22 protein-coding genes and 1 tRNA gene are annotated in these 26338 nt (G+C 43.1%); 20 read left to right on the forward strand and 3 right to left on the reverse strand.

Translation table 11 applies throughout. From position 1 onward, the window contains the following. Positions 1 to 5: 5 nt before the first annotated feature. Entirely contained in the window at positions 6 to 227 is a 222-nt protein-coding gene (locus tag G400_RS0104055; RefSeq protein WP_017262204.1) for a helix-turn-helix domain-containing protein, read from the reverse strand. A gap of 160 nt (positions 228 to 387) precedes the next feature. On the opposite strand from G400_RS0104055, the gene G400_RS0104060 reads away from it, so the two are divergent. Continuing rightward, complete coding sequence (locus G400_RS0104060) at positions 388 to 669, forward strand: helix-turn-helix domain-containing protein (RefSeq protein ID WP_017262205.1); 282 nt, start codon at positions 388 to 390, stop codon at positions 667 to 669. A gap of 405 nt (positions 670 to 1074) precedes the next feature. Here the strand turns inward: G400_RS0104060 and G400_RS0104065 are convergent. Continuing rightward, positions 1075 to 1146: transfer RNA gene (locus G400_RS0104065), tRNA-Arg, on the reverse strand. A gap of 926 nt (positions 1147 to 2072) precedes the next feature. Then, positions 2073 to 3047, reverse strand: coding sequence for a hypothetical protein (locus G400_RS0104070; protein WP_017262206.1), 975 nt, complete (start codon positions 3045 to 3047; stop codon positions 2073 to 2075). Positions 3048 to 3238: 191 nt separating this feature from the next. On the opposite strand from G400_RS0104070, the gene G400_RS0104075 reads away from it, so the two are divergent. The 19 genes from G400_RS0104075 (at position 3239) to rnr (ending at position 26307) form a co-directional block, all read left to right on the forward strand. Beyond that, positions 3239 to 4057: an aldo/keto reductase gene (locus G400_RS0104075; RefSeq protein ID WP_017262207.1), complete on the forward strand. Its 819-nt coding sequence runs from the start codon at positions 3239 to 3241 to the stop codon at positions 4055 to 4057. A gap of 235 nt (positions 4058 to 4292) precedes the next feature. Continuing rightward, positions 4293 to 6506: an anaerobic ribonucleoside-triphosphate reductase gene (gene nrdD, locus G400_RS0104080; protein ID WP_017262208.1), complete on the forward strand. Its 2214-nt coding sequence runs from the start codon at positions 4293 to 4295 to the stop codon at positions 6504 to 6506. After that, on the forward strand, positions 6448 to 7029 hold the full coding sequence (nrdG, locus tag G400_RS0104085) for an anaerobic ribonucleoside-triphosphate reductase activating protein (RefSeq protein ID WP_017262209.1): 582 nt from the start codon (positions 6448 to 6450) through the stop codon (positions 7027 to 7029). The genes nrdD and nrdG overlap by 59 nt, the downstream gene beginning before the upstream one ends. 312 nt (positions 7030 to 7341) lie before the next feature. After that, on the forward strand, positions 7342 to 8385 hold the full coding sequence (locus G400_RS0104095; RefSeq protein WP_017262210.1) for an aldose epimerase family protein: 1044 nt from the start codon (positions 7342 to 7344) through the stop codon (positions 8383 to 8385). 253 nt (positions 8386 to 8638) lie between these two features. Further along, on the forward strand, positions 8639 to 8884 hold the full coding sequence (locus G400_RS0104100; protein WP_017262211.1) for a hypothetical protein: 246 nt from the start codon (positions 8639 to 8641) through the stop codon (positions 8882 to 8884). A gap of 50 nt (positions 8885 to 8934) precedes the next feature. Further along, complete coding sequence (locus G400_RS0104105; RefSeq protein ID WP_017262212.1) at positions 8935 to 10368, forward strand: glycoside-pentoside-hexuronide (GPH):cation symporter; 1434 nt, start codon at positions 8935 to 8937, stop codon at positions 10366 to 10368. A gap of 44 nt (positions 10369 to 10412) precedes the next feature. Continuing rightward, positions 10413 to 11582: a galactokinase gene (locus G400_RS0104110; protein ID WP_017262213.1), complete on the forward strand. Its 1170-nt coding sequence runs from the start codon at positions 10413 to 10415 to the stop codon at positions 11580 to 11582. Positions 11583 to 11599: 17 nt separating this feature from the next. Further along, positions 11600 to 13066 (forward strand): UDP-glucose--hexose-1-phosphate uridylyltransferase, encoded by a 1467-nt coding sequence (locus G400_RS0104115; RefSeq protein ID WP_017262214.1) that lies wholly within the window; start codon positions 11600 to 11602, stop codon positions 13064 to 13066. 30 nt (positions 13067 to 13096) lie between these two features. Then, complete coding sequence (locus G400_RS0104120) at positions 13097 to 14089, forward strand: LacI family DNA-binding transcriptional regulator (protein ID WP_017262215.1); 993 nt, start codon at positions 13097 to 13099, stop codon at positions 14087 to 14089. Positions 14090 to 14278: 189 nt separating this feature from the next. Beyond that, entirely contained in the window at positions 14279 to 14779 is a 501-nt protein-coding gene (locus G400_RS0104125; protein ID WP_017262216.1) for a phosphatidylglycerophosphatase A, read from the forward strand. A 193-nt stretch (positions 14780 to 14972) separates the two neighbouring features. Continuing rightward, on the forward strand, positions 14973 to 15989 hold the full coding sequence (gene gap / locus G400_RS0104130) for a type I glyceraldehyde-3-phosphate dehydrogenase (RefSeq protein ID WP_017262217.1): 1017 nt from the start codon (positions 14973 to 14975) through the stop codon (positions 15987 to 15989). A 198-nt stretch (positions 15990 to 16187) separates the two neighbouring features. Further along, the gene (locus G400_RS0104135; protein ID WP_017262218.1) at positions 16188 to 17387 is read left to right on the forward strand and encodes a phosphoglycerate kinase; all 1200 of its coding nucleotides are present in this window, start codon (positions 16188 to 16190) and stop codon (positions 17385 to 17387) included. 653 nt (positions 17388 to 18040) lie between these two features. Continuing rightward, positions 18041 to 18802 (forward strand): triose-phosphate isomerase, encoded by a 762-nt coding sequence (gene tpiA, locus G400_RS0104140; protein ID WP_017262219.1) that lies wholly within the window; start codon positions 18041 to 18043, stop codon positions 18800 to 18802. A gap of 90 nt (positions 18803 to 18892) precedes the next feature. Then, positions 18893 to 20212, forward strand: coding sequence for a phosphopyruvate hydratase (eno, locus tag G400_RS0104145; protein WP_017262220.1), 1320 nt, complete (start codon positions 18893 to 18895; stop codon positions 20210 to 20212). A gap of 204 nt (positions 20213 to 20416) precedes the next feature. Further along, positions 20417 to 21079 (forward strand): TetR/AcrR family transcriptional regulator, encoded by a 663-nt coding sequence (locus tag G400_RS0104150; protein ID WP_017262221.1) that lies wholly within the window; start codon positions 20417 to 20419, stop codon positions 21077 to 21079. A gap of 28 nt (positions 21080 to 21107) precedes the next feature. After that, a complete protein-coding gene (locus G400_RS0104155; protein WP_017262222.1) occupies positions 21108 to 22670 on the forward strand; it encodes a ClC family H(+)/Cl(-) exchange transporter in 1563 nt (520 codons plus the stop codon). 109 nt (positions 22671 to 22779) lie between these two features. Continuing rightward, positions 22780 to 23022: a preprotein translocase subunit SecG gene (gene secG, locus G400_RS0104160; protein WP_017262223.1), complete on the forward strand. Its 243-nt coding sequence runs from the start codon at positions 22780 to 22782 to the stop codon at positions 23020 to 23022. Positions 23023 to 23149: 127 nt separating this feature from the next. Beyond that, on the forward strand, positions 23150 to 23911 hold the full coding sequence (locus tag G400_RS0104165; RefSeq protein WP_017262224.1) for an alpha/beta hydrolase: 762 nt from the start codon (positions 23150 to 23152) through the stop codon (positions 23909 to 23911). A gap of 29 nt (positions 23912 to 23940) precedes the next feature. Further along, on the forward strand, positions 23941 to 26307 hold the full coding sequence (rnr, locus tag G400_RS0104170; protein ID WP_017262225.1) for a ribonuclease R: 2367 nt from the start codon (positions 23941 to 23943) through the stop codon (positions 26305 to 26307). The last annotated feature ends 31 nt before the right edge of the window (positions 26308 to 26338 follow it).

The raw sequence follows: 26338 nt of genomic DNA on the forward strand, positions 1-26338 counted from the left end.
GTCGCTTATGGAAAGAAAAGCTTTAACGGAACTTTAAAGCGTTGATGTATCTGTTCCGCTTCATCCACTGTGAAGGAACCCTGACCATGTAATCGTCGATTGACGGTAGTACGATGCATATTAATGGTCAGACCAACGTCTGTTTGAGTAATTCCATGTTTTTTTAAATAATTCAGCAATCTTTTTGTCGTTTCTATTTTTGAAATTTGATTATTTTCTGCTTTCAATATGAATCACCTAATCCCTTTGCAAGTTAGAAATATTCACTTCTGAATTATAATTCGAAAATTGTAGCCCTTCAACTACTTTTACTTTGCAGTTGCTACGGGTGTAGCGGCTGTGCAACACTCTATAATATATGTTTTTTATTGTGGAGGAGATGGCAATATGCTTGGAGACGCCATTAAGCGAGCACGAATTGAAAAAAGTTTGACACAAATGGAACTATCTGAAAACATTTTAAAAATTTATGGAATTCCAAATTCTTCAGGGATGATTTCCAGATATGAGCACGCTAGTAAACCAGTTACTTCTGGTCAAATGGCAATTCCACTTTTGTTTGCGTTGTGCGATTTCTTACAGATTGATTTAAACAATATCGCTAAACAAGAAATGAAGTTATTAAAAGAACGGCCCGGAAGAATACCGTTTCAGCATCAGCAAAAATAAACTTCAGTTGATGAATTCAGCAATAACGAGCTTTTAATGTATAAAATAATTCACTACTGAATTTTGTGTAATCTTTATTGGTTTCAAAGTAAAATAAAAACAAAATTGGAAACATCCTTTCGAAGGGCACAATGAGTGTGACCAGCAAGAATCGCTAAGAAATTCCTAGCAGAATTACTGTGGTGGTGACTTTGAGCAAAAAAATAATTTGTTCCCCAAGGAATGTTTCTTTTTGCCACACAAAAAGGGAATGATAAATTATCATTCCCGGTGTTCAAGGACCTCTCAATCTTAAAATGCTCTTGAATTTAAAGTCCATTTAATGATATTCAATTTTAAAAAAAAACGATATTGCCTAGAATAGCAACATCGGTCAACTGTGTTTCACTCTATTGAATCTTCCGATGCGCCTGGGGGGAATCGAACCCTCATCTCAAGAACCGGAATCTTACGTGCGATCCATTACACTACAGGCGCAAACTGTTTGTGTTAAACAGGTACCCTACTATATTAGCGAAAAGTGGTTCGAAACACAAGGGATATTTGCTTGTTTTCAAATCGTTTGGGGGTCTGATAGTATCGCAGCCAGTTATCTACTTTTTTATTTACATCATCACTGGTTGTAAACTAATTTTAAGTCAAAACAAAGCTGTCTCTCAGTTGATGATTATCTTGCCAAAGTTGATAACGTGATAATCTTAGCTAAGCGGCTATTCACCGAACCATGCTCAAACACCACTGCTCACTGCTAAAATGCCGTAGTTGGTATTGCTATAGGCGAACTGTAAGTCAGGCATGAAATCTACTGGTTACGCATTAATCATTGTCAATATTTGATTAAACGAAATGTCGTTTCCTAACGTCTTGGTAATCATGATCTCTGCTACTCCAGGGAAGGTTGTGATGTCTTTGTACTTTTCTCGAGTTTGTTGGAAACTAAATCTGTGTAATCAAGCACGCTAGACTCCATATTAAACAATTGCTAAATCGTGACTTCCTGACTGAATTTGTAACCGTTGATTTTTTTCGGGCGCATCAAACTGGATTTTGTTTTGTTCAACAATCCGAGAAATTAATGCAATTAAAAATTGTTTAGCTACTGAACAAAAATCAACAATCGTATTTTCGGTAAAAGACGTGTGCTGTTCGAAATCAGCTCAACTGCTGGTGCATTGATACAGACTGTCAGTCGGATTTCTCAAGGTGAGCGCATCATTAATTCTCGTGAGTTCATCAAACAGATTGTTTAGGGACGTCAGCTTTACCTTCTTTAAAAATGTTTTGGGGTATTTATAATGATAGTTCACACGAGTTAGCGTTTTGAGTTTATGGTCAATGTATCGTTTCTGCAATTAAGTATTGAGTTCTAAAAAAGAAGCCCCCAAGTGGACTTCTTTTTTAAACTAATCGTTTTGATCAGATTGATCGTCGTTATTGCTATCAACTGTGTTATTGCTGTCATCCTGATCATCAGAGGATGAGGAATCCTGATCACTATCTGAGTCACTTTGCTGTGTGTTAGAGTCACTGTCATTATCATTACTATCAGAGGTTGAATCATCTGAGTCATCGTTGTTACTATCTGTGTCATCATTACTGTCTGTTTCGTCATCACCGCTAGAATCGTTGGTGTCACTGTCACTATCAGACTGATCATTCGAATCACTATCGTTGTCATCACGAGTACGATCGCCGGGAAAGTTTTTGTCTTTCATTTGCAAAGCTATGTCTTTGCTTGTGTAGTAATGTTCGTTAATCCATATCTCAGCACCCCCAGCATCAAACAAAACTGGAGTTGATTGACCATTAATGTTTTCATTGGCAACACGATAAAATTCGCCATCACCAGCAGTTTGATACCACCCCATAATGTTGATCCAGTTCTCACCATTATCTAAATGAACCTCGTTAAAGAGGCCCCAATGATCCAACTTTTGTTTTTCTTCAGGAGTAGTTGGCTGTTTTTTCGCGTTTAAAATGGCATTATCATCATTTGTTCGCTCTTCGGTGCTGTGTATGGTTGAAGAGTCACCGGATGAATCAGTGGATCTATTGTTGCTGAACGTAATTGTATCAATGTTGTGAGTATAGCTGTTATAGCCGAACCAAGTTCGCTGAAAGGAGCTTGGAAATTGAGGACCTGAAGTTGTGGCTTGATTGCTGTTGCTTGAAGATTCAGCCGCTTGATTGGTGGATGAAGATGATGCTGAATTATTAGTAGCAGAATTTACACTAGGTGAGACTTGTTTGTGTGTCTTGCTCACTTTTGATTGCTTGACTGAATTTGAATTGCTATGTTGAGCTGAATCGCTGTTACCACATGCTGAAAGCACTAGAACACTTAAAAACGTGACGCCAATAGAGATGATTCTTTTCATAATTGTTTGCTCCGAATGATATGTATTATTTTATAAAAACTTCTATACTCAGATTACTTTTATTGTTCCTGTTACGCAACGATTCATGGGAAAAAACATCATTTAACAAGTAAATTGTGGCTAATTAACCTAGCAATAGTTATCAATTTGGATTTACAGTGGAAGTTAGTTTGAAATAGGAGAGTGGAAGAATGGGTCAAACAAAATTTGAATTACCTAAAGTCGGTTTTGGTACGTATCAGCTGACGGGCGAGACTGGTATGAACACGATTAAACAAGCCATTAATACAGGATACCGCCTAATCGATACGGCTATTAGCTATGAAAATGAAGGTGCAGTGGGTGCCGCCATTAAGGCCAGCGATGTCGATCGTGATCAGTTGATTGTGAGTTCAAAGTTGCCCGGCCGTGACTATCATCATGACGATGCGATTAGTGCCGTTCAAGAATCCCTATATCGAAGTGGCTTAGATTACTTTGATTTATTTCTATTACACTGGCCCAATCCTAAACAGAATTTGTATGTGGAAGCTTGGACGTCTCTGATAGAAGCGCAACGTCGTGGGTATGCTAAGTACATCGGTGTTTCAAATTTCACTGGCGAATACATTGATCGTTTGCGAAATGAAACGGGAATTCAGCCGGTAGTCAATCAGATCGAACTTCATCCGTACTTTAATCAAGAAGCGCAACGTCGGTATGACTACGTAAATGGCATCATCACGGAAGCGTGGAGTCCACTAGGGCGTGCCTCGGCGATGTTGAAAGATCCAGTTTTGCAACAAATTGCTGATAAACATCAGTGTGGCGTTGGTCAAGTGATTTTACGCTGGGAACAATCATTAAATGTTGTGCCGTTACCTAAGGCAGCACACGTTGATCGGCAACGGGCAAACCTGAATTTGGATGCAATTGATTTAGACCAGGCGGACATCACTGCTATAAATCAACTCACTAAGCCTGATGGGCGGACATTCAATCAGGATCCCACGGTTTACGAAGAATTTTAAAGGTGTTGTGGTGGGATTTTGTAACACAAACGCAATAAACAAACGATAAAGCGAAAAAATGACAACCTGTTGTGCTACACAACAGGTTGTCATTTCGTTATCTAGGCAATTTTGTCTTTGAATCATTTAATTGCACACTATATATAGTTATCCACAGGATATCCACATACTACATATTGATTTAAAGCTCGTAACCAGTATTATAAAACTATCATCAATAAAAGGTTGTGAGCGAATGGAGAATGTTCAAATTACGAATCCCTTGGCAATTTTAAAATTATTGCCAGTTCAAAAACGCGGCGGGGCAGTGACTCAATTCTACCCCTATAAGATTGTGTTTGTCCTCCACAAATTGGTCAATGACGAAGATTTAATTAACGAAATTGAACATGATCTCGTGAATGCACTGCACGATTTAGAGATTATTCCAACGGCGGAAATTCATCGGGTTTTACATAATAGCTTATTGAAGCACGATCAAATGGAAGCCGCTGATGCCTATGAGGCCAATTTTAAGCATGATCAGGATCAATTCGCGGCGGCGACAAGTGTTGAGGCTCGTATTCAAAGGTTGTTTAGTCGGGATGCGGACGTGGTTCATGAAAACGCGAATAAAGACAGTCATGTTTTTAACACGCAGCGTGATCTTGAGGCCGGTGCGGCGAGTCGAGCTATTGGTTTAAAAATGCTACCAGATATTGTGGCTAAGGCTCATTTGCGCGGTGACATTCACTGGCACGATCTTGACTATTCACCAGTCACACCTGAAACAAATTGTTGCCTAATCGACTTTGATGAAATGCTGGCACATGGTTTTAAAATTGGTAACGCGTGGGTTTCATCGCCACATTCCATTCAAACAGCGACCGCTCAAATGTCACAAATCATTGCCAACGTTGCGTCACTTCAGTATGGTGGGTGTTCGGCAAACCGGGTCGATCAGCTACTGGCGCCTTACGCGCAACTGAATTACGACAAGCACATGGCAGATGCTGAACAGTGGGTCGCCGAAGATAAACGTGAGGATTACGCGCGTCAAAAGACGCAAAAAGATATTTACGATGCTATGCAGGCCTTGGAGTACGAAATTAACACGTTGTATTCGTCACAAGGGCAGACGCCATTTACAACGGTGAACTTTGGATTGGGAACTAGCTGGATCGAGCGTGAAATTCAACGGGCTATTTTACAGATTCGGATTAAAGGTTTGGGAAAAGAACACCGGACCGCAATTTTTCCGAAACTGATTTTTACCGTTAAACGCGGGCTTAACTTGAATCCACAAGATCCTAATTATGATATTAAGCAATTAGCGATTGAGTGTTCAACCAAACGAATGTATCCAGATCTCTTGATGTATGACAAAATCAAAGCGCTCACTGGTAGCTTTAAGACGCCAATGGGGTGTCGTTCTTTTCTCCAAGGATGGAAAGATGAAAACGGCGTGGAGGTTAACTCTGGCCGCATGAACTTAGGCGTGGTGACTGTCAACTTGCCACGGATTGCGTTGTCAGCACACGGTGACAAAAAGCTGTTTTGGGATATTTTTGAAGAACGCATGGCCGTTTGTCATACGGCACTGGCTTACCGAATTGAGCGAACGAAAGAAGCTAGGCCGGAGAACGCACCGTTACTCTATATGTATGGTGCGTTTGGCAAACGACTTAAAGCGGATGACGACGTTGATGAGTTGTTCAAGAATGAACGGGCGACAATTTCACTTGGTTACATCGGTATCTATGAAGTATGCACGACCTTCTATGGACCTAAATGGGAACAGAATCCTGAAGCGCACGATTTTGCTGAAAAGATTGTGGCCGCACTGCGTGAAAAGTGTAATCAATGGGCAAAGGAAAGCGGGTATCACTATAGCCTGTATTCCACCCCGGCTGAATCGCTGACCGACACGTTTGCCAAGGATGACATTGAGAAATTTGGTCGGGTGGCTGACGTGACAGACAAAGAGTATTACACGAATAGTTTTCACTATGATGTTCGTAAACACCCGTCACCGTTTGAAAAACTGACGTTTGAAGAAGTCTTTCCTAAATATGCGTCAGGCGGTTTTATTCATTACTGTGAGTACCCGAACTTGAAGCAAAATCCTAAAGCCCTCGAGGCCGTTTGGGACTGGGCCTATGATCACGTCGGCTATCTAGGCACTAACACGTCTATTGACCAGTGTTTCAAGTGTGGTTTCAAGGGCGAATTCAAGGCGACAGCCAAGGGTTTTGAGTGCCCACAATGTGGAAATCACGATCCACAATATTGTGACGTGGTCAAACGGACGTGTGGTTATTTGGGCAACCCACAGCAACGCCCAATGGTTCACGGTCGTCACATTGAGATTACGTCACGAAAGAAAAACATGACTTCGGAGATGATTAAACATGCAGCAGCGTACGAAAGGACCAAACAATCCGACACCCAAAGAATGGCTCGCCAGTGAGCACAGTCTAGATTATGTGGCGGACTACAAACCGTTTAATTTTGTTGACGGGGAAGGGGTGCGTTGCAGCTTATACGTTAGCGGCTGCTTATTTCATTGCCCGGGTTGTTACAATGTGGCTGCACAGAACTTTCATTATGGGCATCCGTATACACAAGATCTAGAGGACCAAATTATCACGGATTTGAGTCAGGATTATGTCCAAGGTTTGACACTACTGGGTGGTGAACCCTTTCTCAACACACATGTTTGCATTCAGCTGTGCAAACGAATTCGTCGGGAGTTTGGCCACGATAAGGATATTTGGTCATGGACTGGTTACAAATGGAACGAATTGCTGAAGGACTCTGATGACAAGCTTGAGTTATTGTCGTTGATTGACATTTTGGTTGATGGGCGGTTCCTTGAGTCACAGAAGGACTTAACGTTGCAATTTCGTGGGAGTTCAAATCAGCGAATTATTGACGTGCCGAAGTCGTTAGCTCAAGACCAGGTTGTGATTTGGGACAAACTCGTTCGTTAATTGCTGATGGTTATGTGCATGGTGATTGTCGGCTGTAGTTGGAAAATCAATTGCACTCGTCTAGGGAGCGATTTATTGTTACGTTCTTCGGCTTTAATTCCCGTACTTCGCTTCTACGTTCGAGTTCTGTGAAACGATTGGTCAATAAAAAACATTTCAAAAGCTAGATGCTAATATGGCTAGTTTTTGAAATGTTTTTCTGTCGAGGCGGTTGTTTGAAAGGAGGAGTTAGTTAAATGTCCTTGAAACCGCTTCCATCAAAACCTATAATGGCTCTAGTAAAGTTTAGTAAAAATTGTGGAGGCATCCTTTATGAATTTTAGTCAGCAACCGTTTGGTAAATTGAGTGATGGTCGGTCAGTCGACCAATTAATTTTAAGTAATGATAATCAAGTATCATTACGTGTATTGACGCTAGGAGCAACGTGGCAAGGATTTGACGTGCCCGATGGTAACAATCGTAAGAATTTGTTGATCAGCTACGATCAACTCAAGGATTACGAAGCCACACCGTTTTATGTTTGTAAGACAGTTGGTCGGGTAGCTGGTCGAATCGGTCAAGCGACTTACGACATTGATGGGACGAGTTATCACAGTGATCAGAACGAAAACAAAAACACGTTACACGGTGGCTTACATGGCTTTTCTGACCGTGTTTGGCGGGTTGTTGGCCACCAAGAGACGAGCGATACTGTTTCCGTTACATTAGGGATTAGCGTTCAGGGTAGTGAAGATAATTTTCCTGGTGACATGGATGTTCTTGTGACCTATAGTTTGACGAATGCCAACCGAGCAACGTGGTCAATCACGGGTACAGCAACGGCTAAGACACTGTTTAACCCCACGTTACACACATACTTTAATGTGACGGATAACGAAGCATTGACGACGCAACAGTTGCACATTAACGGCAAGCAACGTGTTTTGTTGAACAGCGAAAAGGTTCCTACTGGTGAACTCAGTGATGCTACTGGTACCGCCTATGACTTCAGTAAGACGGGGACTGTGACGGATCATTTGGTCCAGTTAAAAGAAGAAAACGGCGGCAAAGAATTCGATGATGCATACCGTGTCAATGGGGATGAACACACGCCGATTGCGACAGTTAGTGACCCAGTCAGTGGCCGCGCTGTGGACCTATATTCTAGCCGGAATGGCCTAGTGATTTTTACGGCTGACCCACTAGCCTATGATAAGGATGAGGCTTATCAGGCCAGTCACCCTTACACGGCCTTGGCGATGGAAGCACAATGGCTACCAGATGCTATTCATCACGATGGTTTTGGCGATGTTGTGTTACCAGCAAATGCGCCACAGACGTATAGCATCAGTTACCAATATCGGGAAATGAAATAGTTTAATTAGGTTAAATGACGTCCGTTTGATGTTCAGCAGCAGCTGATATCAGGCGGACGTTTTGTTTGTCAGTTGAAAAAAGAGGCTAAAAAGTTTTAGTAAAAATATTTAAAAGCTATGAAACTGATTAGGTAGGCAAAACAACCGGTTGCATAGCGTTTGTATACAAAATCACATTGTTGAAACTTTTAGTAAAACTGTTATTATCGACTTTGAAATCGCTTACATAACTATTTTTTTGGAGGTTAGCAAGATGGCTGATAAGAATCAGAAAATCAAAATTGACCCTGATAAGTTTGCACGTGCAGTGCTGGGCGGTAATGCTCAACGCGAGGGCGAGGAAAACAAGTTGTACATCAAACGTCAATTGACGTTATACCTTGAATCCGTTTTACTCGTGCAAGATTTCAACGGTTTGGAAGAAACATCATTCGACATGGCAAAAGAAAAGCAACGTAATGCCATTCTCGAAAAAGTCATTGAGCGTCGCTATAACTAATTCGACAAACGAACGTTAAATTAGTCGAATGGAAAAAGGAGAACTTGAAAATGAATCAAGTTAAACAATATTTATCCTATGCATTTGGTGCGTTTGGACATGATGCGTTTTATGCAACACTTAGCACTTATTTTACTTTCTTTGTTACTAGTCAATTATTTGGTTCGGGGAATCACGCTAATGACGCTAAAATGATTAGTGCCGTTACTTTGATTATGGTTATTATTCGGATTGTTGAAATCGCCTTTGATCCAATTATTGGTGGTGCGGTTGATAACACGCACTCACGATGGGGCAAATTCAAGCCATGGTTAATGATTGGTGCAACAATTAGTTCGTTAATGTTGATTTTGATATTTACTGATTTTGGTGGATTAACTGTTAATAAACCTACGTTATACTTGATTTTGTTCGGAATTGTGTTTGTGATTTTGGATGTATTTTATTCATTCAAAGATATTTCATTTTGGTCAATGTTACCTGCTTTGACGGTTGATTCAAATAAACGTGCTCGTTTTGGTACGATTGCTCGTTTTGGTTCAACTTTGGGTGCACAAGGTGTTGCATTAATTATTATGCCCACAGTCACGCTTGTATCTGGCTGGTTTGGTGGTGCAAAAGGTCAACAGAATCAAATTGGTTGGCTAGGCTTTGCTATTTTAATTGGAGTAATTTCTTTCCTTGGCGCATTGGCTACTGCCACAGGTACCAAAGAAGAAGATAATATTATTCGTGAAAACACGGAAAAAGTTGGCATTTTAGGAATTTTTAAAGTTCTCTTCAAAAATGACCAGTTGATGTGGCTGGCATTATCATATTTCTTGCTTGCCTTTGGTTACGTCATTACAACTTCATTGTTCTTATACTACTTTAGATATGTATTGGGTCAGCCAAATGCTTTTTGGATGGAAGGTGCAATAACTGCCGTTCTAGGCATTGTGTCAGTTATATTATTCCCATTTTTAGAAGCGTTGATCAAACGAAAAGCTATTTATGTTGGCGGCATTTGCCTAATGCTTGTTGGTTATGTGGTCTTCAACTTTGCCGGGACTAGTTTAGCAATGACTTTAGTCGCAATTTCGTTAATTTTCTTCCCATACCCAATGATTTTCCTAGCTGCCTTAATGACCATTACCGACAGTGTTGAATATGGTCAGTTGCGGTTAGGTACACGAAACGAATCAGTGACGTTGGCTGTTCGGCCATTGTTAGATAAATTGGCCGGTGCGTTTGCGAACGGAATTGTTGTTATCGCTGCCATTCACACTGGAATGAGTGGTAATGCTAAACCTAGTGATATCAGTTCGGCACAATTGCTAAACTTCCACATGTATATTTTCTACGCACCAATGGTGATGCTTGTCATTGCCGCTGTTGTTTACTTAACAAAAGTTACCTTGACCGAAGCTAAACATGCTGAAGTTGTTAAGGAATTGGAAAAGAAGCTTGGTGCGGATTCAGAAGATATCGCCAAGATTAAGTAATTAAAATGCAGCAATAAAAAATGTTAAAAGGTGGTTTATACATTATGGATGCAGCAAGTATTAAACAAGAATATCAAGATGCTTTTGATGTCGCACCACAGTCTGTTTTCTTCTCACCTGGCCGGATCAACCTGATCGGTGAACACACTGATTACAATGGTGGTCACGTATTTCCATGTGCGATTACATTGGGAACATACGGCGCTGCTTCACCACGGACGGATACCACGGTTCGTTTGTACTCAGGCAACTTACCCAAGGATGGCGTGCTTACTTTTGATGTAAATGACTTATCCTTCAACAAGGGTTTTGGTTGGGGAAACTATCCTAAGGGAATGCTTTATGAACTAGCCAAGAAGGGTGCTAAGTTTGACCATGGCTTCGATTTATACGTTCATGGTAACTTGCCTGACGGTTCTGGTTTGTCATCCTCAGCATCTTTGGAATTATTGGTTGGTGTCATTGCCAAGAAACTTTACAACCTCGAAGTTGAACAGATGGACTTAGTTTACGCCGGTCAACAAGTTGAAAATGACTATATTGGCCTGAATTCCGGTATCATGGACCAATTTGCGATTGGCATGGGTAAAAAAGACCAAGCCATGTTCCTAGACGTTAACACCATGAAATATGAGTATTATCCAGTTGATTTAGGTGACAATGTCGTTTTGATTATGAACAGTAACAAGTCTCATGACTTAGCTAGTTCGAAGTACAATGAACGTCGCTCACAGTGTGAAGAAGCATTACGCCGCATTCAACAAGGGGTCAACGTTAAGACATTGGGTGACTTAACCAAAGAACAATTCGACCAAGCAACTTACTTAATTAACGATGCCACCTTGATCCGTCGTGCACGCCACGCTGTATTTGAAAATCAGCGGACAATTGATGCCAAACAAGCATTGGATGATCATGATTTAAAGACGTTTGGTCACCTTGTTAGCGCATCACACATCTCATTGCAGTATGATTATGAGGTGAGTGTTCCAGAACTCGACACGTTGGTTGATACTGCTTGGGCACAAGACGGTGTTCTTGGTGCACGGATCATTGGCGGTGGCTTCGGCGGTTGTGCAATTGCGATCGTTAGTCGCGACCAAGTTGATCACGTTAAGGAAGTTGTTGGCGACACGTACCTGAAGCGCTTTGGTTATGCAGCAGACTTTTACGTGGCTGAAATTGCCGATGGGACTCACGAAGTTACGGCATAAACGTAGGAGTGACACTAATGGTAGAAGATGCAGTAGAGAATTTAATTAGCTTAGCCGTGCAGAATGGTGCGGCGGAACCGTTGGATCGGGTTTATTTGAGAAATCGAATTTTTGCCTTAATTGGTGATGAAATGGCTGTTGCCTTAGAAGGCGATGGTGTTGAAGCTATCAGTGAGGCGCTGGTTAATGCCGCCGTGGAAAACGGTAAAATCGAAGATAATCAAACAGCCCGCGAACTATTGGATGCGCAGTTGATGGACTTGACGACACCGCGGCCAAGTAAAGTGAATGAACGTTTCTGGGAAGATTATCAGACCAGCCCTGAAGCAGCAACAAAATATTTTTACGGTTTGAGTAAAGCCAATAACTATATCAAGACAAAGGCAATCGCAAAGAATATTGTCTTTAATTCAGCGACAACGTTTGGCGACTTGGAAATCACAATCAACCTGTCCAAACCGGAAAAGGATCCGAAAGCGATTGCGGCAGCTGCCCACACAGCAGCGAGCGGCTATCCACTTTGTCAGTTATGTTTGGAAAATGAAGGCTACCTAGGTCGCCTTGGTTATCCTGCACGAAGTAATCACCGGGTCATTCGATTAACGGTTGGCGGTCGTCCATGGGGCTTCCAGTACTCACCATATGCATACTTTGGCGAACATGCGATTTTCCTCGATCAACAACATGTTCCGATGAAAATTAATCGGCAAACATTTACTAATTTGTTTGAGATTATTACGCAATTTCCACAGTATTTCGTTGGTAGCAACGCTGATTTACCGATCGTGGGTGGCTCTATGTTGAGCCATGAACATTATCAAGGTGGGCGGCACAACTTCCCAATGATGAAGGCACCGATTGCTTCAACGTTTAAATTAGCTGATTATCCAGACGTTAAATGTGGTGTTGTGAAATGGGCGATGTCGACAATTCGTTTGACCGGCGCTAACCAGCAGAACGTCGCCGATGCTGCCGAACATATCCGTGAAGTTTGGAATCACTATGACGATCCAGCCGTTTCTGTAAAAGCATATGACGGTGAGACCCGTCATCATACGGTTACGCCAATTGCTTATCGTAATGGGGATCAATTTGTTCTCGATATTGTGTTGCGGGATAATCAAACTTCCGCCGATTATCCGGATGGCATTTTCCATCCGCACAAGGACGTTCAGCACATTAAGAAGGAAAACATTGGTTTAATCGAAGTTATGGGCCGTGCGATTTTGCCTGCTCGTTTGAAGACCGAAATGCAAGAAGTTCAAAAATTCTTGTTGGATCAGCCAAACGATATGGCTGAATATCACCGCACTTGGGCGGAAGAGATCAAACAAAACAACACCATTACAAGTGATAATGTTGAACAAGTAGTCGACGATGCGATTGGTAAAGTCTTTGGTCGCGTTTTGGAGGATGCTGGCGTATTCAAGTGGGATGCTGCTGGTCGTGAAGCACAAGCTCGGTTTATTAAAGCAATCGAATAATATCTTGAATGTGTGGGAAGGTGAGAGACAGTGGCAACGCTGAAAGATATTGCAACACGGGCAAATGTTTCACTTGCGACTGTTTCTCGTGTGCTGAACTATGATGCGACGATGGCGGTTAGCAAAGAAACGCGGCAACGGATTTTTGAGGCTGCCGAGGCGCTGAATTATTCCAAACGCAAGCGGAATCATCAAACTAGCGTGGTCAAACAAATCACGGTGGTTGAATGGTATTCCCAGATGCAGGAAATGGAAGATCTTTACTATATGTCAATTCGCATCAGTATTGAGCATGCGGCAATGACAGCAGGTTTTCGCGTTCAAACGGTCTTTGCTGGTTCCTTGGATCAGATTCACGACGATACATCCGTGATCATTGCACTGGGAAAATATTCTCAAGCTGAAATTCTTAAATTGACGGGCATTACGGATCGAATTGTATTTGTGGATTTCGACGCAATGGGATTAGGTTATGATTCGGTTGTTACGGATTTTCAATATGCAATAAGCGATGCGGTTCATCACTTAACTGACGCCGGTGTTCGCCATATTGGGATGATTTGCGGCACAGAGATGACCACGGATCGTCAGCGAGTCATTGAGGATCCACGAAAAGCGCCTTTTCAGATGGCAATGGGTCAGGATTACAATGAGGCGTTTGTTACACAAGGCGATTATTCGCGTCAATCGGGTTACCAACAGATGAAAGCTTTGATTGGTGACTTGCAGGCGCAATTGCCAGATGGGTTTATCATTACGAATGATGCCATGGCAGTTGGAGCGTTGAAAGCGTTGAACGAAGCTAACATCAGCGTGCCTGATTGTGTTCAACTAGTTACGTTTGATGACACGTCAATCGCCAGTTATGCGATTCCAGGATTAACTGCGGTGCACGTCGCGACTAATCACATGGGTGAAGCGGCGGTTCAGTTAGCTCAGGAAATTGCTAAAGGTGATCATCCGATAGCTAAGAAGATTGTTTTGGGTACGCGGTTGGTTCAACGTGAAAGCACGAAATTTTGAACAGGACTAAAAGTAGGGGGCCGATTATGTGGTCGCCCTGTTTTTTTGCAATAATACAATGAATCTTGACCCGTCAAACATGCTTTTTTTGCGCAATGTGTGTACGCTAGAATAGGTGTGCAGGGGCTCCATCTCACTGAGCTGATCGGTCAACACATTTAGATTTACGGAAGGAATGACAATAAAAATATGAATAACTCATCATTTAAATATCCAGATCAGGCTGCTTATAAGTTGGTGACTGACCAGTTAGCAGCCAAAAATATTACCTATAAAGAGATTGCTGCAATCACACAGGACATGCAACGCGAATATTTACCAGATGTTCCGCTCAGTGAGTTTGAAACGGAAACTGAGGACGTACTCCACAAACGCGAAGTGATGAACAACGTGATGGTGGCGCTTGAGTTGGATCGATTGGCAACTGAAAATCAACTGAAGGAGCCGCTGGAATCGATTATCAGAAATGATGCCGGCGTGTTTGGTGTCGATGAAGGACTGGCGCTCAACATTGCCAACATTTATGGCACCATCGGTGTGACCAACTATGGTTATGTGGATAAGGTCAAGGAAGGCGTTATCAAACGGCTGGATGAAGAGAAGACTGATCAGGTCAATACTTTTATTGACGACATCATTGGCGCGATTGCTGCTGCAGTGGCCGCCAAGATGGCACACAAATACGCTTAGAGTTTGGTAAGAATTTGAACTTTTAGCAAACGGAAGAATCTTCTGCTAAGGCGCGTCACGCTTATGAAACAATCAAATGTAAACGAATGAAAGCACTTGTGAAAACAAGTCTAACGTTTGCAGGTTTTGGCCGATTGTCATATAATTACATCTGTGTTAAACATATATTTTCCTTAAGGGAGGAAGTTCACCAATGACTGTTAAAATTGGTATCAACGGATTTGGCCGTATCGGTCGTTTAGCTTTAAAGCGGATCCACGAATTGAACACTAGCGACATCGAAGTTGTTGCAATCAATGATTTGACTACACCTTCAATGTTGGCTTACTTACTCAAGTATGACTCCACTCATGGCAAGTTCCCTGGTGAAGTTAGTTCAACGGACAAGGGCATTGTCGTTGACGGTAAGGAAATCCCTGTATACGCAGAACGCGATGCAAAGAACATTCCTTGGGTTAAGAACGATGGTGTTGACTACGTGCTTGAATGTACTGGTTTCTACACTTCAGCAGAAAAGTCACAAGCCCACTTGGATGCCGGCGCAAAGCGTGTTCTGATCTCAGCACCTGCTGGTAAGATCACAACTGTTGTTCCTGGTGTTAACTTGGACGTTTTGAGCAACGATGACAAGATCGTTTCCGCTGGTTCATGCACGACTAACTGTCTTGCACCACTGGCTTACTTCATGAACGAAGAATTCGGTATCAAGGTTGGTACGATGACGACGGTTCACGCCTTCACATCAACTCAATCAATCCTTGATGGCCCTCGTGGTTCAAAGCCTCGTAACAACCGTACTGCTTCTGTTAACACGATTCCTCACTCAACTGGTGCTGCTAAGGCCCTTGGTTTGGTTATCCCAGAATTGAACGGTAAGTTACAAGGACACGCACAACGTGTTGCTGTTGTTGACGGTTCATTAACTGAATTAGTAACTGTTCTGGACAAGAAAGTTACTGCTGACGAAGTTAACGCAGCTATTAAGAAGCACACTGAAGGTAACGACGCCTTTGGTTACAACGACGACGAAATCGTTTCAAGCGATATCATCGACGATTCACATGGTTCCGTATTTGACCCAACTCAAACGGAAGTTACAACTGCCGGTGACAGCCAATTAGTTAAGACTGTTGCTTGGTACGACAACGAATGGGGCTTCACTTGCAACATGATCCGTACGTTGTTGAAGTTCGCCACTTTGGAAGCTTAATTTAAATCATTACGTTTTTGATTAGATGTGGCAAAGGCGGGAGGAGGGAGACTCCGCCCGCCTTTTTCTTTGAATGATTTAGTGGAATGATTCACAAATAGTCGTGTTTGTTTTCAGAAAATTGGGCTGTGAGTGGCTTTTACCATTAAAAATCGTTAAAATATATGCGTACGCAAAAATCGTTGGGAGGAAACTACTTTGGCTAAATTAACTGTTTCTGATTTAGATTTAACTGGAAAAAAAGTTTTAATGCGTGTTGACTTTAATGTGCCGATTAAAAACGGCGTGATTGGTAACGACAACCGAATCGTGGCTGCATTACCTACGATTAACTATGTTCTGGATCACGGTGGCCGTGCCATCTTATTCAGTCACTTAGGTCGTGTTAAGACTGAAGAGGACAAAAAGGAATTATCCATGCGTCCTGTTGCAGAACGTTTGAGTAACTTATTGGGCAAACCTGTAACGTTTGTACCAACTACCCGTGGTCCACAACTTGAAGACGCCATCAACAACTTGAAAGACGGCGAAGTTCTGTTATTCGAAAACACTCGTTTTGAAGATTTGGATGGCAAGAAGGAATCCGGTAACAACCCTGAATTGGGTCAATACTGGGCTTCACTTGGCGACGTTTTCGTTAACGATGCCTTTGGTACTGCTCACCGTGAGCATGCCTCAAACGTTGGTATCGCAACTGCCATGAAGGCAGCCGGCAAGTCAGTTGCTGCTGGTTTCTTAATGGAAAAAGAAATCAAGTTCTTAGGTAACGCTGTTGATAACCCTGTTCACCCATTTGTTGCTATCTTGGGTGGTGCTAAGGTTTCTGACAAGATCGGCGTCATCGACAACTTGTTGAGCAAAGCTGACAAGGTTATCGTTGGTGGTGGGATGGCTTACACCTTCTTCGCTGCCCAAGGCCTTTCAGTTGGTAACTCATTGCTTGAAAAGGACAAGATCGACACAGCCAAAGCAATCATTGAAAAGGCTGGCGATAAGCTTGTATTGCCAATCGACTCTGTTGTTGCTAAGGAATTCAAGAATGATTCACCTGCAGAAACTGTTGATGGTTCAATTCCTGATGGTTACATGGCTCTTGACATCGGTCCAAAGTCTGTTGAATTATTTGAAAACACTTTGCGTGATGCTAAGACCGTTGTTTGGAACGGACCAATGGGTGTCTTCGAAATGCCAAACTTTGCTAAGGGTACCTTGGCTGTTGGTAAGTTCTTAGGTGACTTGGATGCTACGACAATTGTTGGTGGTGGTGACTCAACAGCTGCTGTTCAACAATTGGGTGTTGCTGACAAATTGACCCACATCTCTACTGGTGGTGGTGCTTCCCTTGAATACCTTGAAGGTAAGACTTTACCTGGGATTGCAGCAATCAGTGACAAGTAATTTAGTTTAATACCGTTCTACTTAACGTCCTTCAATCTGCTTCTTAACAGGTTGGCGGGCGTTTTTGCGTTTTGAGTGGTTAAGGACGCTTGCGGTTGTCAACATCGAAACTTCGTCGTGAGACCGGTTCAAGCCCGTCTGTGACCTAAATCTGGAAATACACCGGATTAACGTCACTTTCACGACTACATTTCAATGTTGACGCCCTCCAGCTCATATTCATATAACCTTGAATCAGCCCAAAAAATCTAGTTTAGAAGAAGATTTGAAATCGGATTAATTAATTTGTCTACACTATCGTTAACATATATGTGAGTGGAGATGACTGAAGACAGAGTTTCGTGTCGACAATACTTGATGGCGGGTTTTGCCATTTAGTATTGTGGGACGAGTTCTGAAACGTGGTTTTCGGTTCAGAATCGAGTTGAAGACCGTGTACTTCAGCGGGCTGAAACGTTCCCCAAGAAACGGCGTCTTCGGTCATCGCAACGACCTGTTACTGCTTAGCAAGGCAAGGTGAAACTAGCTTTTTAGGACTGACTTCACTACAATGCATGTGTAGGAGAAAGAGTTGTGAGTGTTCGTTTGGCAACGAGTGCTTTGACAGATTAAAAGAGTAATGCCAAGACCCATTATGAAGAGGGGGCTAACCCATGCGGATTCCAATGATTGTTGGAAATTGGAAGATGAATAAGACTGCGGACTCAGTAGAATCGTTTGTAAATGGAATTAGAGGCAATTTACCTAATGCGATGCAGTTAGAAACAGCTATTTGTGCACCTGCTTTGTTTTTAGAGCAAATGGTTGATCAGGCTCGCGACATGCCTTTAGAAGTTGGCGCAGAAAATTGTTACTTTGAGGATAACGGTCCGTTTACCGGTGAAACCAGTCCATATGCGTTAAGTAAAGCTGGCGTTGATTTTGTTATTTTGGGACATTCGGAGCGTCGGAAGATTTTCCGTGAAACCGATGAGATGATTAATTTAAAAGTTCAGGCCGTTTTTCGGAACCATATGCGGCCAATCATCTGTTGTGATGAAACGATGGGACAGCGAGAATCTAATGATGCTGTTCACTGGGTTGTGGCTCAGGTGATCGAAGCGTTAAAGGGTGTTGATGAGGAGCAGGCAAGAACTGCGATTATTGCGTATGAGCCAAGCTGGGCGATTGGTGTTGGCACACCTGCATCACCAGATCAAATTGAGGAAGGCTGTTATCTGATTCGTCAAACGGTCGCAGACGTTTACGATGATGAAATTGCTGATGAAGTGCGGGTATTATATGGCGGTTCTGTTAAGCCTGCAAATATAAACACGATCATGCAGAAACAGGATGTCGATGGGGTTTTGGTCGGCAATGCGAGTCTTCAACCTGAATCGTTTCTGGAACTTATTAGCAATGATCCCGGAAAATAATTGCTCATAATCTTGATAGTGAAACGCGTAACACATATAATAGTAGGGAAGTCATTGCGACTACATTTACCCATATAAGGAGAGAATAAGATGTCTATTATTACAGATATTTATGCACGCGAAGTTTTAGATTCACGCGGTAACCCAACTGTTGAAGTTGAATTGTACACAGAAAGTGGTGCAATGGGCCGTGGAATCGTTCCTTCAGGTGCCTCAACTGGTGAACACGAAGCTGTTGAATTACGTGACGGCGACAAGAGCCGGTTCCAAGGTAAGGGTGTTACTAAAGCGGTTGATAATGTAAACAACATCATCGCTAAGGAAATTGTTGGTTACGATGTTACTGACCAAGTTGCTATCGACCAAGCAATGATCAAGCTTGATGGTACACCAAACAAGGGTAAATTAGGCGCGAACGCCATCTTAGGTGTTTCATTAGCCGCTGCCCGTGCAGCTGCTGACGAACTTGAAGTTCCACTTTACAACTACTTAGGTGGTTTCAATGCGCACGTTCTGCCAACACCAATGATGAACGTTATCAACGGTGGGAAGCATGCCAACAACAAGGTTGACTTCCAAGAATTCATGATTATGCCTGTTGGTGCGCCAACAATTAAAGAAGCCGTTCGTTATGGTTCAGAAACATTCCACGCTTTGAAGAGCATCTTAAACGACCGTGGTTACTCCACTGCCGTTGGTGACGAAGGTGGTTTTGCACCTGACTTGAAGAACAATGAAGAACCATTTGAAATTCTGGTTGAAGCTATTACCAAGGCTGGTTATGTACCTGGTAAGGACATTTCAATTGCCTTTGACTGTGCTGCATCAGAATTCTACAACACCGACACTAAGAAGTATGACTTAGTTGGTGACGGTAAGAGTTACACTGCCGAAGAATTCACTGACTTACTTGAAGGTATCGTTGACAAGTACCCAATCGTTTCCATCGAAGATCCTCTGGATGAAAACACTTGGGATGACTGGGCAACTTTAACTGCTAAGTTAGGTAAGAAAGTACAACTTGTCGGTGACGACCTGTTTGTTACTAACACTGACTACTTGGCTAAGGGTATCAAGATGGGCGTTGCTAACGCTATCTTGATCAAGTTGAACCAAATCGGTACTTTGACTGAAACTGTTGAAGCTATCGAAATGGCTAAAGAAGCTGGCTACACTGCCATCGTTTCTCACCGTTCTGGTGAAACCGAAGACACAACGATTGCTGACTTGGTTGTTGCTACAAACGCCGGCCAAATCAAGACTGGTTCAATGAGCCGGACTGAACGGATCGCTAAGTACAACCAGTTGATGCGGATTGAAGACCAATTAGGCACAACCGCTGAATACAAGGGCATCCACTCATTCTACAACTTGAGTGAACAAGCTCGTAACGCCATCATCAACAAGTAATTTCGTCTTGAAATAGGTTGTTATGATAATAAAATTCCTCACTTTTCGAAGTGGGGAGTTTTTTTGTCGCCAAGTTTTGATAGATTATGAATTTCTAAAGATTTAAAAGAAAAACTGAAATATACATGAAGTCCTTAATGTGTTTACTTTGTTCACCTATACTAAATTTGAATGTTTTTGGCAACAATGAAACGGGGGAGCTAAATGGCAACACAACATGAGGTGGCAAAACGGCACGCGCTATTAGAACGCATGGCCGTTGTTTTCATGCGGGAAGGCTTTAATCAGCTAACAATGAATGACCTGATTAAAGTAATGGGTGTTTCGCGAAGAACGGCTTATAAATACTTCAGCTCGAAAGAAGACATCGTGCATGCCGTTGTTAAGCTGTACTTAGACTACATAGAGGATCTTGACATTCCTCAGCTTAATGGGGATGTGGCAAACTTTTTTCGTCAGTTTCAAATGCTGTTCGATCAATCTTTGACAATTTCGCGAACAATTTCTGATGAATTCTTGAGTGATCTGAAATCAGCCAACGATTCAGACTATCGAAATTTGCAAGATGCACTTAATCAGCAACAGCAGCAAGCAATTATTTATTTCGAGACCGGTGTAAAACGTGGTCTCTTTCGCACGTATCAGTGGGATGTTTTATTATTGCAAGATCGCGTGATGGTGCGCGGCTTAATTGACCGTCACTTTTTATTGCGCCATAGTTTGAATCTCACGAAAGTATTGACTGATTACTATAATTTAAAGAAGACACAGTTGCTTTTACCTGAGCAGTTAAACGTAATTGATGATCAGCCTGTCCGGTTGATTATTGAATATTTTGTGAATGAGTATAATCGAACGTTCCTATAAAAACTGTCCTAAAAAGAGAGATGATCATTTGAAGAAAAAAAGTAAACGTCGACTTTCGCTCGATCTAACACGGGTTGGAACTGTCATCACAGGGTTAGCGGTTGGATTAATGACGGGTCTTATCGTTAGTTTGTTTCGCCTGGCGATTGAACACGGTCTTAATCTGGTCAAAACTGGCTATGTAGCGATGCATCACCAACCTTGGTTAATTGTACCGTGGCTTTTTGGCATGGTTGTTTTGGGCATTTTAGTGGGGCTGCTGGTTAAGACCAGTCCACAAATTAGTGGGTCAGGGATTCCTCAAGTTGAAGGTCAATTAGCTGGGGAATTCGACGAGCCGTGGTGGCCAACACTCTGGAAAAAGTTTGTTGGCGGTATTGCAGCGATTGGTTCTGGTCTGATGTTGGGTCGGGAAGGTCCTTCGATTCAACTTGGGGCTGCTGTGGGGCAAGGTTATGCCACACTTCGTGGTCATCAAGGAACTAATCGCCGGGTTGCAATCGCTAGTGGCGCAGCAGCAGGGTTGTCAGCGGCATTCAATGCACCGATTGCCAGCACACTATTTGTTTTGGAAGAAATTTATCATAACTTTTCACCGTTAGTTTGGCTGACGTCGTTGACCAGTGCTGTCGTCGCAAACTTCGTGTCGCTGGGGTTCTTCGGGCAAACGCCGGTCTTACATATTCCGTATTCCAGCGGATTACCATTACGTGATTACGGCCATTTGATTGTACTGGGCATTATTTTGGGATTGTTAGGGCGGTTGTATCAAACCGTCCTGCTGCGTTTGCCAAGTTGGTACGCTAAGTTAAGACTGCCACGTTATTTAGACGGCGTCGTGGCACTGTTACTCACCATTCCTGTTGGTTGGTGGTGGACATCCAGTTTGGGTGGCGGTAATAGTGTTATTTTGGATTTGGCGCACATTCATCCAGGAATCTGGGTGCTCATCGGGCTGTTTGTTGTGCGGTTCGTATTCTCGATGGTGGCGTATGGTTCTGGATTACCCGGCGGCATTTTCTTACCGATTTTAACGTTAGGTGCTGTCATTGGTGCAATCTATGGCCGTGCGATGGTCATGATGGGATTGCTGCCGAGTATTTATGTGGTCAACTTAGTTATTTTTGCGATGGCAGGGTATTTTGCCGGAATCGGAAAAGCACCGTTTACGGCGATTCTGTTGATTACGGAAATGGTCGGGTCATTACAACACCTAATGCCATTAGCCGTGGTTTGTCTAGTTGCCTATATTACAGTAGATGTGTGTGGTGGCGCGCCAATTTACGAATCCTTATTGGGACGAATGTTGTCACCAACGGCAGAGCGCGCTGCAGGGTTTACGGATCGAATTGAAGTGCCCGTGTTCGATGGTTCGTTTTTAGTTGGCCATCAAGTTCGGGAATTTAGATGGCCAGCCAATGCTCTATTGATTGGTGTTCATCGTGGCGAACGGCAGATTATTCCGCACGGTGATACGATTTTGCGTGCTGGTGATACCCTGATTGTGGAAACACAACACGATAATCGGGCCTTTATTCGTGAACGAATTGCGGGGATGGCAGAGCAAGTTAGTGTGCGCGGTGAAGACTGAAGGATTACCTGTTTGCATGCGCCTAGTAGTATGCTTGCACTAGCAATCCCCACCATTTTATGTTAAATTAGTTGAGACATACCGCGAAGTTTGAATGGGAGGAACCACTTTGTATAATTTTTTGTTAACTGCACTGATTGTGATCGCAATCTTAATCGTTATTGCAGTCATGATGCAACCCACGAAAACAGATGATGCATTAGGTGCCTTGTCTGGCGGCGGTGCAAACGACTTATTTGCTCAACAAAAGTCACGGGGCTTTGAAGGCTTTATGCAACGGGTTACAGTAATCCTTGGCATTTTGTTCTTTGCTATTGCCTTGGCGTTAGTGTACTTGTCCTCGCATAAGTAGGCTTGTTTTTTGACGACTAACGTTTACAAATTGGTGATGGCCTCGTGCCATCTTCATTGATGTATGACAAAGCTGGGCTTAGTCCCGGCTTTTTTTCATGCAATTTTTCAATGAAAGGATGGAAAGAATGACAATTCATTTTCGTCAACCAGAACCACTGTTTATTGAGGCGGGTGCAAACGCAGTCTTGTTACTGCATGCATATTCTGGCAGTAGCAATGACATGGGGATGATTGGGCGCGGATTGGCGCGTGATGGTTATACAGTATATGCCCCAATGTTTGCTGGTCATGGCACCATGGAGCCCAGAGATATTATTACAAGGGGCGGTGTGGCCGCTTGGCTGAAGAACGCCCAAGATGCAGTGACTTTTCTAAAAGCACATGGCTATCAACAAATTGCAGTCTTTGGTCTATCCATGGGCGGTTTGTTTGCAACGCGCTTATTGGAAATTGACAGCACGTTAGTCGGCGGTGGGACGTTTGCATCGCCAGTTATTCGGGTGGGCCAAACGAACGTGCCGCAAAGCTTTTTAAGTTTGAGCAACAAAATTTATTCACGCACACAAATGTCGGCGGATGAAAAGCAACAAAGTCTCGACTGGTTAGCTCAGCACAATCCAGAACAGTTGAGCGACATTGAAGACTTTGTCCAAACACAAGTGGCAGCCAATTTACAAATGATTAATAAGCCATTCTTTATCGCCCAGGGTGATGCGGATCAAATGATTGATCCTGGCAGTGGGGCGGCTTTTAATGAACGAATGGAGAGTTTAAATAAAGATGTCACGTTTAAGCTGTATCCGAACGCAGGCCATGTTTTAACAGTAAATAACGCGCATCACCAATTGCAAACAGACGTTGAGAAATTTCTTGAACGACTGTTTTAACCTAACGCGAAAGTAAAAATGAGGTAATTATGACAGAAAGCAATTTACAACAACAAATTTTGACGTTTTTAAACGCCAATCAGGAGGGGTCGTTTACAGCGGCCGAAATCGGCACTGCACTTAAACAATCAGAAGCGGAGTTCACGTTAAGCGTGCAGGCACTTGCTGGGTTGGAACGTGCCGGCAAAGTGGCCGTTACGGACACAGGTAAGTGGGCCATTGTTAAAGTGGCAGCTGGGTTATCAGGAACTTTCCATGGTAACGACAAGGGGTTTGGTTTCGTCGCATATGATGACGAACAACCAGATGCTTACATCAATCCAGATCACACCAAACACGCAATGACGGGTGACACGGTTGAAATGAAGATTTTACGACCGTCTAAACCGGGGTCTGATCGGGGGCCTGAAGGTGAAGTAACAAAAGTAACTGAGCGTCACTACACACAAATCGTTGGTGAGTTTAGGTCCAAACGTGACGCCAAGCTACCTAGTGTGATTGGTGAAGTGCTCCTTAAAGACAAAAAACTCGGCAGTTATACGTTTGATGTGCTCGACGGCGGCATTCATCCAGTGGATGGAGAAGTTGTCACGGCCGATGTTACCGGTTATCCAACAGATCTCGATCCACAGTTGCTAAGTGGTGTGGCCACGAAGGTGATTGGGAACGCTGACGAACCGGGTATCGACATTCTTCAAATCGTTTACGCTCATGATGTGCCTTCCGAATTTCCGCAGGAGGTACTGGATGAAGCAAATGCAATTCCTGATACGGTGCAGGAAGCTGACAAGGATGGTCGAGTTGACATTACCGATCAACCGTTAGTTACCATCGATAGTATTGAAAGTAAGGACTTGGATGACGCGGTCGTTGCGTGGAAGTTGCCTAATGGTAATTATCATTTGGGCGTATCCATTGCCGACGTTAGTTACTACGTGAAGGAAGGCTCTGCGCTTGATAAAGAAGCCTACAAACGTGGAACTTCTGTTTATTTGACCGACCGCGTTATTCCGATGCTGCCCAAACGTTTATCAAACGGCATTTGTTCACTGAACGAGGGTGTTGAACGTTTATCAATGACCTGTGACATGGAAATTGATGGCACTGGTAAGGTCGTTAGTCATAAGATTTATCCTAGCTTGATGAAGAGTCATGCGCGGATGACTTATAAGGGCGTTAATAAGATTTTGGAAGCCCATGATGCCAAAACCATGGAACGTTATGACAGCCTTGTTGGTATGTTTGAAACGATGGCAGAACTACACAAGATCTTGGTTAAGAAACGCCACCAACGTGGTGCAATTGACTTTGATGCTCCAGAAGCAAAGATCATTGTTGACGCGGAGGGGCATCCAACCGATATCGAGCTACGTGAACGTGGTTTGGCAGAACGGATGATTGAATCCTTTATGCTGGCTGCTAATGAAACCGTCGCTGAACATTATGACCGGATGCACGTACCGTTCTTATACCGTGTCCATGAAACGCCAGATGGTGATCGGGTAAAGAGTTTCTTTGACTTGTTGAATGTCTTTGGCATTAATGCCAAGGGTGATCCAAACAACCTGAAACCGAAGATGTTACAGTCCGTGTTAAAGGAAGTTGCCGGAACACCTGAAGAGCAGATGGTTCAGACCATGATGCTTCGTTCTATGAAACAGGCGAAATATTCAGATCAACCACTAGGACACTTTGGTCTTGGCGCTGAATACTACACGCATTTCACGTCACCAATCCGACGTTATCCAGATGACATGGTCCACCGGATGATTCGCTGGTATGCAGCAAACGGTGATAGTGATGCTGCTAAGGCAAAATACGCAGATAAGCTACCGCAGATTGCTCAAGATACCTCTGAACGCGAGCGTCGTTCAATCGATACTGAGCGAGCTACCGACGACATGAAGAAAGCCGAATACATGGCTGATCACGTTGGTGAAGACTTTGATGCCGTTGTCAGTTCCGTTTTGAAGTTTGGGATGTTTGTGGAATTACCAAACACGGTTGAAGGACTTATTCACATTTCTAACATGAAGGATGACTTTTACGATTACGATGAAAGCCATTTAGCATTGATCGGTGAACGGCATCATCACATCTTCCAAATTGGCCAGCCAATCAGGGTTCATTTGGAGAAGGTCGATAAGGATGCTGCCGCAGTGGACTTTACCATTGTGGATCCACGGACTGCGCCAACGACAGACATTCGTGTTGCCCATGATAATCATGGCAATGGTGGCCGTCGTGGAAACGGTAACCGTGGTAATCGCAACTTCCATAACAATGCCAAACGTGATGAGAAAAATGGTGGTAAAAAGTTTAACCACTATCAAAGTAATCGCAATAAGGCTGGTCGCAGTGGTAAGACCAATTTTCACGGTGACCGGAAAAAGTAAGTTTAAGACCAAAATGCTGAACGAAAGGCAG

Source organism: Furfurilactobacillus rossiae DSM 15814 (assembly GCF_000428925.1).
In the GTDB taxonomy this organism is placed as follows: Bacteria; Bacillota; Bacilli; order Lactobacillales; family Lactobacillaceae; genus Furfurilactobacillus; species Furfurilactobacillus rossiae.

Excerpts from the sequence above, each read along its gene's own strand:
- G400_RS0104060 (WP_017262205.1), top strand. The coding sequence starts at position 388 with ATGCTTGGAGACGCCATTAAGCGAGCACGAATTGAAAAAAGTTTGACA.
- G400_RS0104070 (WP_017262206.1), bottom strand. The coding sequence starts at position 3,047 with ATGAAAAGAATCATCTCTATTGGCGTCACGTTTTTAAGTGTTCTAGTG.
- G400_RS0104075 (WP_017262207.1), top strand. The coding sequence starts at position 3,239 with ATGGGTCAAACAAAATTTGAATTACCTAAAGTCGGTTTTGGTACGTAT.
- nrdD (WP_017262208.1), top strand. The coding sequence starts at position 4,293 with ATGGAGAATGTTCAAATTACGAATCCCTTGGCAATTTTAAAATTATTG.
- nrdG (WP_017262209.1), top strand. The coding sequence starts at position 6,448 with ATGCAGCAGCGTACGAAAGGACCAAACAATCCGACACCCAAAGAATGG.
- G400_RS0104095 (WP_017262210.1), top strand. The coding sequence starts at position 7,342 with ATGAATTTTAGTCAGCAACCGTTTGGTAAATTGAGTGATGGTCGGTCA.
- G400_RS0104100 (WP_017262211.1), top strand. The coding sequence starts at position 8,639 with ATGGCTGATAAGAATCAGAAAATCAAAATTGACCCTGATAAGTTTGCA.
- G400_RS0104105 (WP_017262212.1), top strand. The coding sequence starts at position 8,935 with ATGAATCAAGTTAAACAATATTTATCCTATGCATTTGGTGCGTTTGGA.
- G400_RS0104110 (WP_017262213.1), top strand. The coding sequence starts at position 10,413 with ATGGATGCAGCAAGTATTAAACAAGAATATCAAGATGCTTTTGATGTC.
- G400_RS0104115 (WP_017262214.1), top strand. The coding sequence starts at position 11,600 with ATGGTAGAAGATGCAGTAGAGAATTTAATTAGCTTAGCCGTGCAGAAT.
- G400_RS0104125 (WP_017262216.1), top strand. The coding sequence starts at position 14,279 with ATGAATAACTCATCATTTAAATATCCAGATCAGGCTGCTTATAAGTTG.
- gap (WP_017262217.1), top strand. The coding sequence starts at position 14,973 with ATGACTGTTAAAATTGGTATCAACGGATTTGGCCGTATCGGTCGTTTA.
- tpiA (WP_017262219.1), top strand. The coding sequence starts at position 18,041 with ATGCGGATTCCAATGATTGTTGGAAATTGGAAGATGAATAAGACTGCG.
- eno (WP_017262220.1), top strand. The coding sequence starts at position 18,893 with ATGTCTATTATTACAGATATTTATGCACGCGAAGTTTTAGATTCACGC.
- G400_RS0104150 (WP_017262221.1), top strand. The coding sequence starts at position 20,417 with ATGGCAACACAACATGAGGTGGCAAAACGGCACGCGCTATTAGAACGC.
- G400_RS0104165 (WP_017262224.1), top strand. The coding sequence starts at position 23,150 with ATGACAATTCATTTTCGTCAACCAGAACCACTGTTTATTGAGGCGGGT.
- rnr (WP_017262225.1), top strand. The coding sequence starts at position 23,941 with ATGACAGAAAGCAATTTACAACAACAAATTTTGACGTTTTTAAACGCC.